Origin of the sequence: Tenacibaculum haliotis (genome assembly GCF_025215075.1) — a bacterium.
GTDB classification, from domain to species: Bacteria; Bacteroidota; Bacteroidia; order Flavobacteriales; family Flavobacteriaceae; genus Polaribacter; species Polaribacter haliotis_B.
Genome location: NZ_JAOBTH010000028.1, coordinates 381378 through 395076, shown reverse-complemented (window position 1 = coordinate 395076; position 13699 = coordinate 381378). Strand labels below are relative to the sequence as shown.

The following is a 13699-nucleotide window of genomic DNA, read 5'->3' as shown; positions in this document are numbered from 1 at the left end:
GATTTAAAATTTTTAAAAAATAGGAGTGTATGTTAGTTTTAAATAAAATGCTCTTCCAGGTTTTTGCATCGCCCAGTTATCAAAAACTTGTTGATTTGTAATGTTTTTTGCGTTAAAGCTTACGGTAGCTTTATTGTTAGGAGTTGTATACGAAATCCCTATGTCGTGGAGGCTTTGTGTAGGTATATAAGCTTTTCCTTTGCTAGCTAAACTTTCCCAGTTTCTATAAAATTGATGTGTATAACCGAAATTGTAATTAATAGATAGTTTTGAGTTTTCTTTTATAAAATCGTTAAATTTATATTCGATATAAGTGTTAGCGGTTAAATAGGGTGCATTTCTTAACCTGTCTTTATAATAAATGTATTCTGAGCCAAATTGATCGTATCTTAAATTGTAGCGAGCATTAAAATTAGAAAAGTTAGAGGTGATAAATAAACGCTTATTGTAATTGTATTTTAGTTCAACATCATAACCTGTACTTTTAATTCTTCCTAAATTTTCAAAGCCATAAGTATCAGATATACTACCACTAATACTTCTAGCAATCATATCTTTTATATCTCTTATAAAAAAGTTAGTTTCAAGGTTAAAACTGTGTTTTTTTACGGTATAAGTTCCTAGTAAAAAACCAAGATTAAAATTAGTACTAGTTTCAGGTAAAAGAGTATAAGTTGGTTGAATATTTTCGCTTGTATTACCTAATAATTCAGAAATACCTGGCATTCGTAAAGCTTTTTCTGCAGATGATAATAATATTATTTTTGGTGTTATAGCGTAAGATATAGCGGCACCGTAACCACTATGATTCACTTTTTTTTCATAATCGAAAGCTATAATATTTCCGCCTACTTTTTTAGGGTCAGATAACTTTACATGCTGTTTGTATTGTTTATAAAATAGGTTTGTTTTTAGTTTTTTAGCAAAAAAATTACTTTCATAAGAGTAACTAATAATTTGTTTAGTAAGGTGTCTTGTATCTGTTAAATCTCTTTCTGCTTGCGGACGCATTGGGTCGTCAATATCTCTTGTAAATTGATTATAAAAATAATGTAAACCTACTTTGTGTTGCGGGTGTAATTGATAATAAAGACCAGTTCTATTAGCAATACTTATTTCTTTATTTTTAGCTAAAGTGGCATCTCCAGCTTCACCTCCGTTAGTTCTCCAATTAATAGGATCTCCATTATTATCTCTTATAATTTTACCTAGCCAATTATACATATAAGGCACTGTATCAATCACTGTACGATCTGTATGAGAAAAAGAACTAAAGGTGTTAAGTGATAATCCGTCTACTAGAATATTCTTTTTTCGATATTTAAAAGAAAGCATTTTACTATTTCGCTCACTTCTTCTGTTACCATATACAATATCCATAACAGGACCTGTTTGTATATCGTTTTTCATATCCGATAACATTACACCAAGTGTAATTTCATCTGCCCATTTTTTAGAAGTATACCCAATATTTGCTTTTATACCTTTAGATTTATATTTGTCATGAAAACGTTCAGCTTTTACATATTTTACTTTTCCTGTGCTTGGGTTAACTATATAAACATTGTCTCCCCAAACCTTATAATTATTGTTGGTACTATTAAGAAAAGTTGAAACATCAACATTAAAATTTGTAATAGGGTTTCTATAACCACCATCTATATTAACTTGATGTGTGTTAAAAGAACCATAAGAATACGAGGCACTAAGGTGTGTGCCTATACTTTTTTTAAGAACAATATTTATACCCCCGCCTAAAGCATCTTCAGTTAATTCGGCAGGTAAAACACCTTTGTAAGTTTCAATACGTTCTATCATTGCAGGTGGAATGCTTGATAATGAAAAAGATTCTCCATAATTTCTAAGCGGAATGCCATCAATAAATATCCGGATAGAGTTACCACTAAGTCCGTTGAGGTTAAAATGAGTATGTGAGCCGAGTCCACCACTTTGTCTTATTTTTACACCAGCTGTTCTGCCTAAAATTTCTGTAGCTTGTAAACTCTGAACGGCCTTTTTTTGAGTGTTTGTTATGCCAACAGTAAAGCCTTTTTCTTTTATTAAATGACCTCTAGATTTACTAACTATAGTAACATCATCTAATGTAATTGCCTCGTTACTATTTAAAACAACAGTTAAGTGATCTGGTTTATGGCTTAAATCTACATTTATGTTAATTCCATCGGTTTCAAAAGCTTTTATAAAAACCGAATACTTTCCTGCGGGTATATCAGAAAACATAAAATTTCCATTTTTATCAGTATATGTACTTCTGTTTATTTTTTTGATATAGATTAAAGCAAGTTCTACGGGATTTCCATTTTTGTAACTTACTTTACCAGATAAGGACACTAAATTGTCATTATCGGATGTTTTTCCAAGACAGTTAAAGCTGATGAAAAAGGAGATTGAAATTATATATAAAGTCTTCAATTTTATTTAGATTAAATTTAAATAGAGCTGCAAATATAATTATTATTACTATTTAGATTAGTTAAAAATAAAAAAATTTTAATTTATTTTGAAACAGCTAGTTCGTAGGTCTCAAAAAAAAATAATATGTTTTAAAACAGAAGGATAACAACGTAAAGCAGGTTGAGGTATTTGGTTTTTAACCATAAAAAGAAGGAGAGTTTTAAAAAAAACAGCAAAAAAACAATATTGTTACTTTTTTTGAGGCAGAAAACAATCTTAATTTAATCTAGGAACCTATTAATATAGGTTACGCTTATCAGAAATATTTAAAAGAATATTAAGTATCGTAAGTTATTTGTTAGCAAGAGTAAATTTAAAGCAAGTAAAACAGGAGGGGTTTAAAGGAAATGCAAGTATTCCGTCTTATTAATTATGATAATAAATATTCTCAGGTTGTTGGATATAGGGGGTATCCTGATGTTTATCCTTAAAACAGCTTATTAAGTTTAGAGGAAACTTTTAAAATAGGTGTAAAATATTGAGAGATCGATGTTAATGTAATATAAGAGGATGTATATGTTTTGTTTAATGATCAATCAATAATGTATAGAGAAAGTAGAGGGCAAGGATATGTAGTTGCTTCTACATATAAAGAATTGCTAGATTTAGATGTCGGAAGTTGAAAAGGCTCGCAATTTAAAACACTAAAATTGCAACTTTAGAAGAAGCTTTGTTATTTGCCGAAAAATACGATGCGTATTTGTATTTAGGTACCAAAAAAATTAGACCAGATTTAATGACAAAGGCTCTTAAAAAGAGCAAAAGAATATAGCAAGTATCATCCTAATTCTCCTTTTATCTTTTGTTTAGAATTCCTTACGGAGCATCCAGTTCTGTATATTCAGGAGAAGAAGTAGATTTAAATAATCCTTTAGGTATGATTATTATGGTAGTAGCTCAAGATGGTATAACTAAAACAGATTGGAAAATAATACCAAGCATTGATTAATAAATTGCGCGAACTATTTCTGTATACTGTTTCATGTTGTTTTTGTGTGTTTATTACCTACAGGTAAATCCCCTTTTATTTATAAGTGCATTGACTTTGTTTGTAGAAATATAACTTTTAATTATTAAATAATCAAAGCGTAAATCTTAATTTTATTGATGTTTAGAGGTCTTAATCAAAGAGTATACAGATAAATAATCTAATTGCTTGAACGTTAGAAATATAATAGTTTGATGTTGTGTAGAAAAAATATATCTTGCAATAAGAATAAAATTTTTTACCCTCAAAAAGATATATTTCCCATAGGTTTCTGATGGTCCTCTGGAACATGTGCACGAAGAAATTTTTCGAAATCTACAACAAAACGAAATGTGAGTTTCGATAAATAGATGTCATCTTTTTTTCTTTTTTTTTGAAGAAAAAGTCTAATATACTTTTGAGTAGTGAAGTAGTTTTTTAATGTACCATAACTCAACGTTTCAGACATTTGAGTGTTATGGTAATCGACTAAAGTTAATAATGAATACTCTTGGTCATCTTCTCCTAAAAAATCTTGCCTTAATTGTTTGTGCTGAGATTAATTTCTTTTCTGCACGCAGTTGCTCATAGGACTCATATATCCTACTTTGAACCTGGTCTAAATACCGATTAAGTAATCTAGATTCTTGTTTTGTTCCTCGAGCCCTTCCTTTTGAAGAGTTCCACTCAGAAAGTGCAACTTTTCTTTTTAGACTTATGTTTACTTGTAATACGAGCATAAACAGAAACTTGTCCATTTTTGACTCTTGTGCTAGACACCCAAAAGAGTGTAGCAGATGTGTTTTGTGACTTCATAGTTGTTGTCTTTAAATGAAACTTTGTTAAAGACGAAAGTCAAATCAACTATCTCAAAAACAGTTATTTAGGTATGTATTCGGTTCACACTTTTTTTCAATTTCAAAGTGTGAACCGAATTGTGAACCGAATTAGTTCATATAACATCAATTTATATGGTTGTCTAAAAACCACAAAACCTTGTTAATCATAAGATTAACAAGGTTTTAGTTGTAATTGATATTACATTTAGTCGGGGTGGCAGGATTATAACTGCTTCCCGTTTATGTTTAATAATCAATAAGTTATGTAATTTTCAAATTACGTGGTAACCGAATGGGTAACTTTATTGATAAGAACTTTCGCTTTGTATTAGTTTACACTTGAGCGATGCAAATATAGCAACCTCAACTTAACAATACAACATAAATTTACACAAATTTTATGAAAAATAAAAGTAGATTGTAACTAATTAATATACTGGTTGATAACTTCTATTTCTATACCTGAATACTCCGAAAATTCACGTATAGTAACAAATTGATGAGGTTCTTTATCTTGTAATTCTCGGATAGTTTGAAGTAATTTACGCCCATATCGCTCACTCCTACCTGTTATAAGTTGGATATCTTTTGCATATATACATATTCGTTTGCGATTCATAAGGCTTTATCTAGGGCTTATCTATGCTTTTTCATACAAATATAAAGCCATCTGTGGTTTATTTGGTAAAATCGGTTTATATAGCATTTAACGGAACTTGATTTTTTAATACCTGAATACAAGTTAGTTGTTTTGTTTTATTAATCAAAAAATGAAATATTATGGCAAGACAAACAGGAATTATTAAATTAAAAGGAACTATCGGTGGTATTTCTTTTTACAAAACAAGTGATGGACATCTAGCACGCGAAAAGGGTGGTGTTGATGCCAGTCGTATTGCAAATGATCCTGCGTTTCAGAGAACGCGTGAAAATGGGTCGGAATTTGGACGTGCAGGAAAAGGTGGAAAAGTATTGCGAAATGCTATTCGTATTCTTTTGCAAAATGCAAAAGATAAACGTGTAGTTTCTCGATTAACAAAAGACCTTTTAGCTATCATTAAGACAGACACGACCAATGATAGAGGTTTAAGAACCTTAACAGAAGGGGATTTAAACCTATTATTAGGTTTTGAATTCAATCTGAATGGTAAACTGGGTACTACTTTGTTTACACCTTTTGTAAATGCGTTTGACCGTGTTTCTGGGGACGCTACTTTAGATATTGCTCCTTTTTCTCCAACTTTAAGAATTGCAGCTCCAACTGGAACAACACATTTTAAAGTGGTTATGGGTGCTGCTGAATTGGATTTTGAAAATGAAGCTTCAGTTTTTGAAAATGACGAAACAGCAATTCTGCCTTACACGCCTGCTGATACAGCTGCAATTGCTTTAACAGCGTCATTAACTGCAAACTCTACTGTAGATGTTGTTCAGGTGCTTGGTATTGAATTTTATCAAGAAGTAAATGGGCAAATGTATGAGTTAAAAAACGGTGCTTACAATGCCTTATCTGTTGTTACTATAGATACTCCATAATTATGGATTTAATACTCTATAGAGCGTATTACAAAGAGGGTACTAATGGTACTCTCTTTTGTTCTGATACCTTTTTATGTCACACAATAGAGCTTCCCTGGAAAAACAACAAGCGTAATTTATCGTGTATTCCGGAAGGCTCTTATGAAATCGTTACAAGGTATTCTAAACGTTTTCAAAATCATCTTTTAGTTAAAGGTGTAAAAAACAGACGATTGATTTTATTTCATCCAGCTAATAATGCTTTAAAAGAATTAGAAGGATGTATTGCACCAGTAACCTATTTAAGTAATATAGGTATGGGAACTCAATCAAGACCAATGATGCAAAAACTATTGTCTTTGGTACATCAAGCAAAAGACCGTAAAGAATCTATTTTATTAACTATTAAATCACAAAATTATGAACATTGTAGAACGTTATAAAAAACCAACTCCGAAGTTTTTCAAAATTTTAAGAAATATTGGTATTGCTTTGGCAACAGCTGGTGGTGCCATTATTGCAGCTCCAATCACAATGCCAGCTATTGTTGTAACAATTGCAACTTATATGACAGTTGCCGGAACAGTTGCCACAGCTGTAAGTCAAGCAGTTGTTAAAGATGAAGGTAAATCTGAAATTAAAGCTAATGCAACTAACGATGGACCATAATACAAAAGCTAGTTTTTTGGGTGGTATTTTCTTTTCTTCAGTTGTAAATATTGGTGTTGAAGATTTTATCACTACCAGTATTTTAGCTATTGTTGGCGCAACAGTTAGTTTTTTTGTTTCAATTTTTTTGAAATTTTTATACGAAAAGCTTAAAATTAAACTCAAAAAATAGTTTTGGAACTACAAACCCAATAACATTAATTTTAAAAGAGAAACGAAAAAAGCCTAAAAAAAAGGAAAGAGAAAGCAGAGAACACCAAGCACGCTAGTGCTTATCTTTGTTTTCTCTTTCCTTTTTTCAATAATAAATGTTATCTCTTTTCGGGGTAAAGTGACGTAGGTGGAAGTAATTATTGATGTTAGGGTTGGAAAAAATAAATAAAGTGCATTATGATAATAATGTGCTTTTTTTATGCGCTGTGTTGAGGTGGGTAAATGTAAAGAGTGATTCCCTGATAAGGGATTGAACGAATGAAATGCATCCTACCACAGACACTTGGCAAACATTAATAATTGCTGTAACCTACACCGTTGAATGGGTGGTGGGGAAAAGAGGCATCTAATGTTTGTTAACGAAATGAAACAAGCAAATACTTGAGATAAGGAAAACTTGGACTTAACGATGGTTTTGTGCAGTTGAATGAGGTAAGGAATTATAATAAAGTTAAAATACCTAGTGCGCCGGCAGCAGCGAGAATAAGTGTATTGCTTTTTATTTGATTGTACTGTTTTTTTGATTGGTTTTGTTAAAAGTGAATGTTTTGAAAATATTACTTATGAGTTAGATTATTGAAATATATAAGTTTATTTGATTGTTAATAGCATTTACTTTTAGTGAAACCAACTATCCTGATTTTTTCAAATAAAAAGTTATACTCTTATTGGCTTTTTTTTGATTTTATAGGTGCTTTACAATTTCTTTTATAAACTGAAATTTTAATGATTTTAAAAATATTCACTTAAATTTACCAGTAGGCACTTATAAAAACAATGTAAAAAAGACGGAATGTTATTAAATTATCTACTTGTTATTATTAATTACTGGATGCGCGTCGGATGTGTGGCTATTTTACATAATGGCGTTATAGTGCCTGGAGTTTTTCACGGAAGAGCAGTATAACTGCACGTTATGTAAATATAGCTTGGGATAGCGTTTAAATTATTAGCTTTTGGCATTGTGCAGCTCTTTGCAGTTGTGTAATGAGGCACGAATGAAACAAGCTGTAATGTGCTGCATAAGTGAGGCAATTTAAACGCTATAAAGGAATGGCGAGGGGAACAAACTAAAAGACAGAGGATTTTGAGGAACGAAAAAACTAGGTTTTAGTTTGTGGGGAAATTATATAGCTGCTTTATGATGCAAATCAATACCTTCAATTTCATAAACTTGTGTTGTTTTACAATTTAATTTTTCAGGATTAAAAATTGCCAAATTATATCCTTCAGAATATAAGGAACTTTGATATTCTACACCATCAAAACCTAATGATTTAATGAACTCTGAAATATATTGAGTAGGAATATAATCTAATTGTTTATCTAACTTACGAATTGGTAATGAAATTTCTTTTTGTAATGTTTGAATAAAAGGAACATAAATTAAAAAATCTTCAATTGCTTCATTTTCTGACCAAGGAATTGGATCATCTTTTGGATTCCTTAAATTTAAAATTTTTAAATCTTCTTTTAACTGAAATTCGCCAACAGTTACATAATCAAAGAGTGAAGCTCTTGTTTCATATAAAGATGTTTTAAGTGTATCTGCAACATATAAATAAGAAATACCTTTAGGGTTTGCTCTACCTCCAGTAGTAACTTCTTTTGGTGGATTACCCATTTTATCTGGCGCAAAACCTTTCTTGTCTGAAATACGACAACGGTAAAATATTCTTCCTTTTTTAATTTCTTTATAAAAACTTTCGTGCTCAAAAAAATTGGCTAGTTTTTTTAAATCTATTGTATTTTGAATGTGGTAACGATTTGTATATTTTATTTCTTCTTTAAAATCTTCCCAAATACCGTGAATTTGATTTGTTTCAGAGAGTAATTCTATCTTAATTTCAGAAGATACGTTACTATTAAATAATTCGGTAATATCTTCCATTTCATCTATAAAAATTGCTTTAAATAGTTCTTTGGAATCTTCAACTATATCTGTTGTAAGGTTAAAATCTTTTTTTAAAGATTGAGCTATATCTTGGTTAGAGCTAGCATCAACAGCGTATAAGGACAAGAAATTTCTAAAAAAAGGAATTAACTCTCTAGGTGTATAAATAGATACATTTGTTGATTTACAAAAATTACAGTTACCAACTCTATCATCAGCATTTATTATACTAATGATATAATCACTAGTAAAACAGTTTACACAACAATTCATAACTAAATGTTTTTAATTACTAATTCGATGTGATTCATAATTGACAACTTTTTTAAAGTGCCAAGACCAGGGAAATGACCTCTTTGGTGCAAATCTCGAAAAGTATTTACTGCATTTGTTTGTATGTCTTGTTGGTTGCACCAAGTAACTAACTTATGTATGGCTTCAGAAAATTTACCACCAATATCTGATACATCACCATTAGAGTCAGACACAAAATGTTTTACTCTTATTCTATCATTACCATCTATATAAGATAAATGTATTGCTACAGCTCTAGGTAAAAATCCTGAATCGGAATAATTATCACCTATAGTAAGAAAATCGCCAAAACCAACAAAACCATCTTCTTGATAATATTTGTATTCTTCAGAAAAGCTGCTTTCTAAATCAAGATAATCAGCATTTTTAGGCATTTCCTTAAAATAATCATCTAGTGATACTCGCGTGTTTTGAGCAAACTCTCTATAATATCTTCTACTTGTTTTAGAGAAGTAAATTAAGTTATAAACGATATTAAGATTTGTAGTAAGTAATTCTATATTATTACCGGAAACTTCAGAATTGTGAATTAAGGTAACACCATTAAAATTAAAATTCAGAGCACCTATAAAATCAATAAATGTTTGGATATTTCTTTCGGACTTATCATCCAAAATAACAGCTAATTGGAAGTTCTCATAGCCTTGTAAACTTTCTGAAACTACATCAATAATTTCTTGATGTTTTCCTTTTAAATCGCCAACTCTAGGGTTTATAATAATATTAAAATTAACATTTTTAGAAGCTAATTCTTTTAATGTTGATTTAAAAGTTGATGTACTTTTAACTGGTTCTATTACTGGTGAAGTTTTTAATATATCATCTGAAAATATAGAGCATAAATCTCTTAATGCGATTAATTCAAATTGTTTACCTCTAACATATGGGAAATACATACTTTGCTTTTTTGGGATAAAAAATTATCTAACTGTTGGTATTCATTATCAGAAAAGTTTAAAGAATAACATATATGTTTTAATGATTCTGGAATTTGTCTTTCTTTAAAACTTTCTGGGTTAGAAATATTTCTAAATTTTAATTTTTGAATTACTAATTTTTGAAATTCTAAAATATCAATATTTTTTGACAACTTAAGACATTCTCTGAATATTTGTGTATTAGGCACATTTGGCACAGCATTAAAATATGATTTAATTATACTTAAATATTCGTCTTTTCTTAATGTTTTAAATAATGTTTCGTGGTTAAAAACTGATTGATTTACTTTTGCTTCTTTTAAAGTTTTAAGTGCATTTCTATTAGTTAATTCAATAATACCAATATTAGAATTGTAATATTTTGTCAATAAATTAGGAATGTGTTTAGAGCTTGTTACAATGTAAATTTTATCAGCAAATTTTTCATAATCTGATATTTGTTTATCTAATTTCTCTAAACCATCAAGCTCTGTTTTTATTTCATAAATACGAGCTTCACCATTTAAAAGCACAAAATCTGCAATAGAATTACCTACTTTAAATTCATTTAAAGCAATGGTATTTTTAAGACTATATTTTTTAATTAAAAGCTTGTTAATTAGTACGTTTTTATAGACATATTCATTTTTATAAACCTTTAATAATGATTTGTAAATTTGATTTAGCACCTCAAGATTAGTAGTATTCTCATTAATTTTAGCATATCTGTTTATACGGTAAAATGTATCAAAATAATTATCTTCTCTTACTATTTTTTTAAAATTAGAGGCAGAAAATATTTGAGCTAAACTTCTTATTTGGGTTATGTCGCTAGTTTTGTCCATTATTCAACAAATTTACAAATTTCATTAAGAAGTCGTATAATTAACGACTTTTTCTGTTATAGATTTAAAACACGTCTATTTACTTATTATTGTTTTCAATATTTAAAAGCTATTAAAATTTTAACCTCGTTTGTCTTTACTGCTTGAATCGAAACTTATTAAGTTAAACATTTGTCGCATTCGAGAACGTACACGATTACCATATCTTTCTTCTAATTCTTGTGCATTTAGGTTGGTTGTAGCGTGTGTTCTTATTTTTCTTTTTAGGAATAAATCGTAACGAGATAAAAGAATTTCTCCCATTACATTACAATCTTTACCAAAATGACGACCAGTTGATTCAACACCTAAATCATCAAAACAATAAAAACTACTATTACCATATTCTTCAATAGTTTTGTAACCAATATTATTAAATGCGAATGTGATATTTCTAGCAGGAATTAGTTCATACGGTTTTTGATGTGGTACCATAAACCTTAATAATTTCATTAAACTTGTTTTACCACAGCCTACAGGTCCCGATAATAATATCCCTTTGTTTGGATCTATTTCTAATTTTTTGCAAGCCTCAAAATCACTTATAAAATAGACACATAGTTTATATAAAATAACCTCATCTTCTTCATAGATTTTAAAGTTTTTACCAAAGAGCAGCTTTCCTTTTGCATCAAGATAAATTAATATTTTTTTGAAATCGTATGAAATATTATTGTTATTAAATTCTCCTAATTGGTATTGAACACCTCCTTCTTTTATAATATGTGGTTGTATCTTATTCATAGTTTTAGATAGTGAGTTACTGAAATAAGCGCCGTATGACGCAAAGCGTTATAAAGGCTCATTGTAGTTTTTGTTTTTACTTGTCTTTAGGTTGTCTTGATTTTGGCTAACTGCTTTTTGATTTATTTTTGTTTTTATTTCTTCAGCTTTTAGCATCCAATTTTTAGCAGTAGCTTGCCAATTGACAATTTTTGTTTTTCCACCTACTTTCCAACCAATACCTTGATAATGATTAAAAAATTTTTGAGCTTCAATTATTGGCCATTTTTCATTTTTAAAAAAAGTAATAACATCATTTTCATTTTTTGGCTGGTCAAGTTTATTAATGTTTTTATTAGTTTGTATATGTTTATTATTAGATACCAGTGCTTGTCCGTTTATAGGATTGTATGAGTCCATAACTTGTTTATAACTTGTCTCAAAATTGAACATCTTAATTTTACTTCCCTTAAATGGATTGTGTGATGGATAGTAAATAATATATTTCCAATGATTTAGCTCTTTAATACATTTATGATATGTTGATTTAGAGCCTATCTTTGAAAAGCTCATTACTTCTTCTCGATTGATATAAAATTCGTCTAAAAACCGATTGTTATTCCAGATTTGGAATAATGCTATATATAAACTTATATGTGTTGGATTTAAACGGTTGTCTTTAGAGAATTGAATAAATACACCTTTTAGGTGTTTTATATAATTAACTTTTTGCATAGAATAGGTGTTTTAGCTGCACTTAAAGTGGCATTAAAACTTGTTGTGTATTCTATTGTCTTGCATTACTTTTTGAATATCATCATAATCGTAATAAATAACACCACCAACTTTAGTGTATGGTAACGTTCCGTTAATTCGTAAGTTTTGTAATGTACCTGGTGAAATACTTAACAGGTCGCGAACTTCTGGTGATTTTAACCATTTTTTAGTGGCTAAACCTGTTTTGTTATTGATGATTGTTTTAATACCTTCTAATAATTCTAATTTGAATTCGTGAAGATCTTCGGTTGTAATAATTGTTGCTGCCATAGTAAACGATTTAAGTTAAAAACAGCTACCACAACAAACTTTCGTTATCAATGGCAGCTATTAAATTGATTTAATTCACGAGTTAGAATGTTTTTTTCAAATAGGTATTCGTGAATCTGTGATTTGACTTTCGTTTAGCAAATATGAAGTGAATTATTGAGTGTTTTTCACAAGTTACACCCAACTTGGGTGTTTTTATACGCTCATATTTAATGAGTTACATTGATTTGTTTTAATGTTTTACTTGTAAAACATAGGCAATAAAAAAGAGCAAATACTATGATAATTATTTGCTCTTTAAAACACCCAAGTTGGGTGTTTATTCATCAGATTCTAGCATTTTATCTACTAAAGACTCTTTTAGTTTATCAATGAATTTTGTTTGATTTATTTTGCGTGAACGGATTTCTAAAAAAGTTCTGTAATAATCGCCCAAACTAACGTTAAACATTTGTTCGCAAATTAAGGCTACCTCTTTAATATCTGCTGTTCCACTATTTATTACTCCAGAACTATGAAGTGCATAAATGAGTTCTATTAAATCTGTTTTATTACCTGTCCAAAATAATTTTGATTGCTTTTGAAAAGCGTTATAATTTGCTTCCATACCATTGTTATTTTCAAGTTTATCAATTTCAGTTTTTAAATAAATTATTAGCATATCATAAGCAAGAATTGTGGCTACAGTAGAATCGTGGCTTGTAGAAAATTTATCATCTGCGAAAAAAGAAAGAGAATCTGGAAATAAACGAATATTAGCTTTTCCTCTTATAAAATATTCGTTATCCAAAAAAGTAGCACCTCGTCTATAATAATGATAAAACTCTAAATTATCATTAAAATAATTTTGCAACCTATCTATATGTTTGTTAAAATACTTTACTTGAGATTTGTTACTACTTCTTGGTCTTTTACTTTCAATACTAAATAATTTCACATAATAAATTAATTTACTAAAAACTTGAGGCTTAATATTTTTGAAAAAATAGATTTCATCAGAAGTTGATGCTGATTTTCGTTTTAACAAAAGTTCTCTTATTTGTTCAAGAGCTCTTTGAGTTACCTTAATACCCTCTTCAGACTTCTCTAAAACGCCTTCAATTTCTTTTTCTAAAAAATCTAAATTAGAATCTAATTTTTTTACTATTCTTTCAATTTTTTTCAACTTACAGTAGTTATGAGGACAATAAATCTGGTTTGTTTAAAAATACTTTACTTTAAAAAAATTAAAATAAATA

General features: G+C 29.2%; 14 protein-coding genes. 4 read left to right on the top strand and 10 right to left on the bottom strand.

The genetic code is table 11. From position 1 onward, the window contains the following. Positions 1–12 precede the first annotated feature (12 nt). On the bottom strand, positions 13–2433 hold the full coding sequence (locus N2251_RS11385) for a TonB-dependent receptor (protein ID WP_260586818.1): 2421 nt from the start codon (positions 2431–2433) through the stop codon (positions 13–15). An 844-nt stretch (positions 2434–3277) separates the two neighbouring features. Between N2251_RS11385 and N2251_RS11380 the strand changes: the two genes are divergently transcribed. Further along, positions 3278–3424, top strand: a complete 147-nt coding sequence (locus tag N2251_RS11380) for a hypothetical protein (protein ID WP_260586817.1) — start codon at positions 3278–3280, stop codon at positions 3422–3424. A gap of 283 nt (positions 3425–3707) precedes the next feature. On the opposite strand, the gene N2251_RS14025 is transcribed toward N2251_RS11380, so the two are convergent. Together N2251_RS14025 and N2251_RS14020 are read right to left on the bottom strand one after the other, a co-directional pair. Next, entirely contained in the window at positions 3708–3911 is a 204-nt protein-coding gene (locus N2251_RS14025; protein WP_376741005.1) for a phage integrase SAM-like domain-containing protein, read from the bottom strand. Between the two features lie 46 nt (positions 3912–3957). Then, positions 3958–4182, bottom strand: a complete 225-nt coding sequence (locus tag N2251_RS14020) for an Arm DNA-binding domain-containing protein (protein WP_376741008.1) — start codon at positions 4180–4182, stop codon at positions 3958–3960. 879 nt (positions 4183–5061) lie between these two features. Here N2251_RS14020 and N2251_RS11370 point away from each other — a divergent pair. The 3 genes from N2251_RS11370 to N2251_RS11360 are packed head-to-tail and all read left to right on the top strand — an operon-like array spanning position 5062 to position 6468. Beyond that, positions 5062–5817, top strand: coding sequence for a hypothetical protein (locus N2251_RS11370; RefSeq protein WP_242176710.1), 756 nt, complete (start codon positions 5062–5064; stop codon positions 5815–5817). Positions 5818–5819: 2 nt separating this feature from the next. Next, the gene (locus tag N2251_RS11365) at positions 5820–6242 is read left to right on the top strand and encodes a DUF5675 family protein (protein ID WP_218773188.1); all 423 of its coding nucleotides are present in this window, start codon (positions 5820–5822) and stop codon (positions 6240–6242) included. Then, the gene (locus N2251_RS11360) at positions 6220–6468 is read left to right on the top strand and encodes a hypothetical protein (RefSeq protein ID WP_218773187.1); all 249 of its coding nucleotides are present in this window, start codon (positions 6220–6222) and stop codon (positions 6466–6468) included. The genes N2251_RS11365 and N2251_RS11360 overlap by 23 nt, the downstream gene beginning before the upstream one ends. A 1339-nt stretch (positions 6469–7807) precedes the next feature. Here the strand turns inward: N2251_RS11360 and N2251_RS11355 are convergent. The 7 genes from N2251_RS11355 to N2251_RS11325 form a co-directional block, all read right to left on the bottom strand. Next, on the bottom strand, positions 7808–8848 hold the full coding sequence (locus N2251_RS11355) for an RES family NAD+ phosphorylase (RefSeq protein ID WP_242176711.1): 1041 nt from the start codon (positions 8846–8848) through the stop codon (positions 7808–7810). Between the two features lie 2 nt (positions 8849–8850). Further along, entirely contained in the window at positions 8851–9786 is a 936-nt protein-coding gene (locus tag N2251_RS11350; protein WP_068704643.1) for a sce7725 family protein, read from the bottom strand. Next, positions 9747–10652 (bottom strand): sce7726 family protein, encoded by a 906-nt coding sequence (locus tag N2251_RS11345; protein ID WP_242176713.1) that lies wholly within the window; start codon positions 10650–10652, stop codon positions 9747–9749. The genes N2251_RS11350 and N2251_RS11345 overlap by 40 nt, the downstream gene beginning before the upstream one ends. Positions 10653–10772: 120 nt before the next feature. Further along, positions 10773–11435: a P-loop NTPase family protein gene (locus N2251_RS11340; RefSeq protein WP_068704639.1), complete on the bottom strand. Its 663-nt coding sequence runs from the start codon at positions 11433–11435 to the stop codon at positions 10773–10775. 48 nt (positions 11436–11483) lie between these two features. Beyond that, the gene (locus N2251_RS11335) at positions 11484–12149 is read right to left on the bottom strand and encodes a hypothetical protein (protein WP_068704637.1); all 666 of its coding nucleotides are present in this window, start codon (positions 12147–12149) and stop codon (positions 11484–11486) included. 33 nt (positions 12150–12182) lie between these two features. Next, a complete protein-coding gene (locus N2251_RS11330) occupies positions 12183–12461 on the bottom strand; it encodes a helix-turn-helix domain-containing protein (RefSeq protein WP_068704635.1) in 279 nt (92 codons plus the stop codon). A gap of 319 nt (positions 12462–12780) precedes the next feature. Then, positions 12781–13626, bottom strand: a complete 846-nt coding sequence (locus tag N2251_RS11325; protein ID WP_215968337.1) for an RteC domain-containing protein — start codon at positions 13624–13626, stop codon at positions 12781–12783. Positions 13627–13699: the final 73 nt, after the last annotated feature.

Bases quoted from the DNA above. Each gene is read 5' to 3' on its own strand.
- N2251_RS14025 (WP_376741005.1), bottom strand. From the start codon at position 3,911: ATGTCTGAAACGTTGAGTTATGGTACATTAAAAAACTACTTCACTACT.
- N2251_RS14020 (WP_376741008.1), bottom strand. From the start codon at position 4,182: ATGCTCGTATTACAAGTAAACATAAGTCTAAAAAGAAAAGTTGCACTT.
- N2251_RS11370 (WP_242176710.1), top strand. From the start codon at position 5,062: ATGGCAAGACAAACAGGAATTATTAAATTAAAAGGAACTATCGGTGGT.
- N2251_RS11365 (WP_218773188.1), top strand. From the start codon at position 5,820: ATGGATTTAATACTCTATAGAGCGTATTACAAAGAGGGTACTAATGGT.
- N2251_RS11360 (WP_218773187.1), top strand. From the start codon at position 6,220: ATGAACATTGTAGAACGTTATAAAAAACCAACTCCGAAGTTTTTCAAA.
- N2251_RS11355 (WP_242176711.1), bottom strand. From the start codon at position 8,848: ATGAATTGTTGTGTAAACTGTTTTACTAGTGATTATATCATTAGTATA.
- N2251_RS11350 (WP_068704643.1), bottom strand. From the start codon at position 9,786: ATGTATTTCCCATATGTTAGAGGTAAACAATTTGAATTAATCGCATTA.
- N2251_RS11345 (WP_242176713.1), bottom strand. From the start codon at position 10,652: ATGGACAAAACTAGCGACATAACCCAAATAAGAAGTTTAGCTCAAATA.
- N2251_RS11340 (WP_068704639.1), bottom strand. From the start codon at position 11,435: ATGAATAAGATACAACCACATATTATAAAAGAAGGAGGTGTTCAATAC.
- N2251_RS11335 (WP_068704637.1), bottom strand. From the start codon at position 12,149: ATGCAAAAAGTTAATTATATAAAACACCTAAAAGGTGTATTTATTCAA.
- N2251_RS11330 (WP_068704635.1), bottom strand. From the start codon at position 12,461: ATGGCAGCAACAATTATTACAACCGAAGATCTTCACGAATTCAAATTA.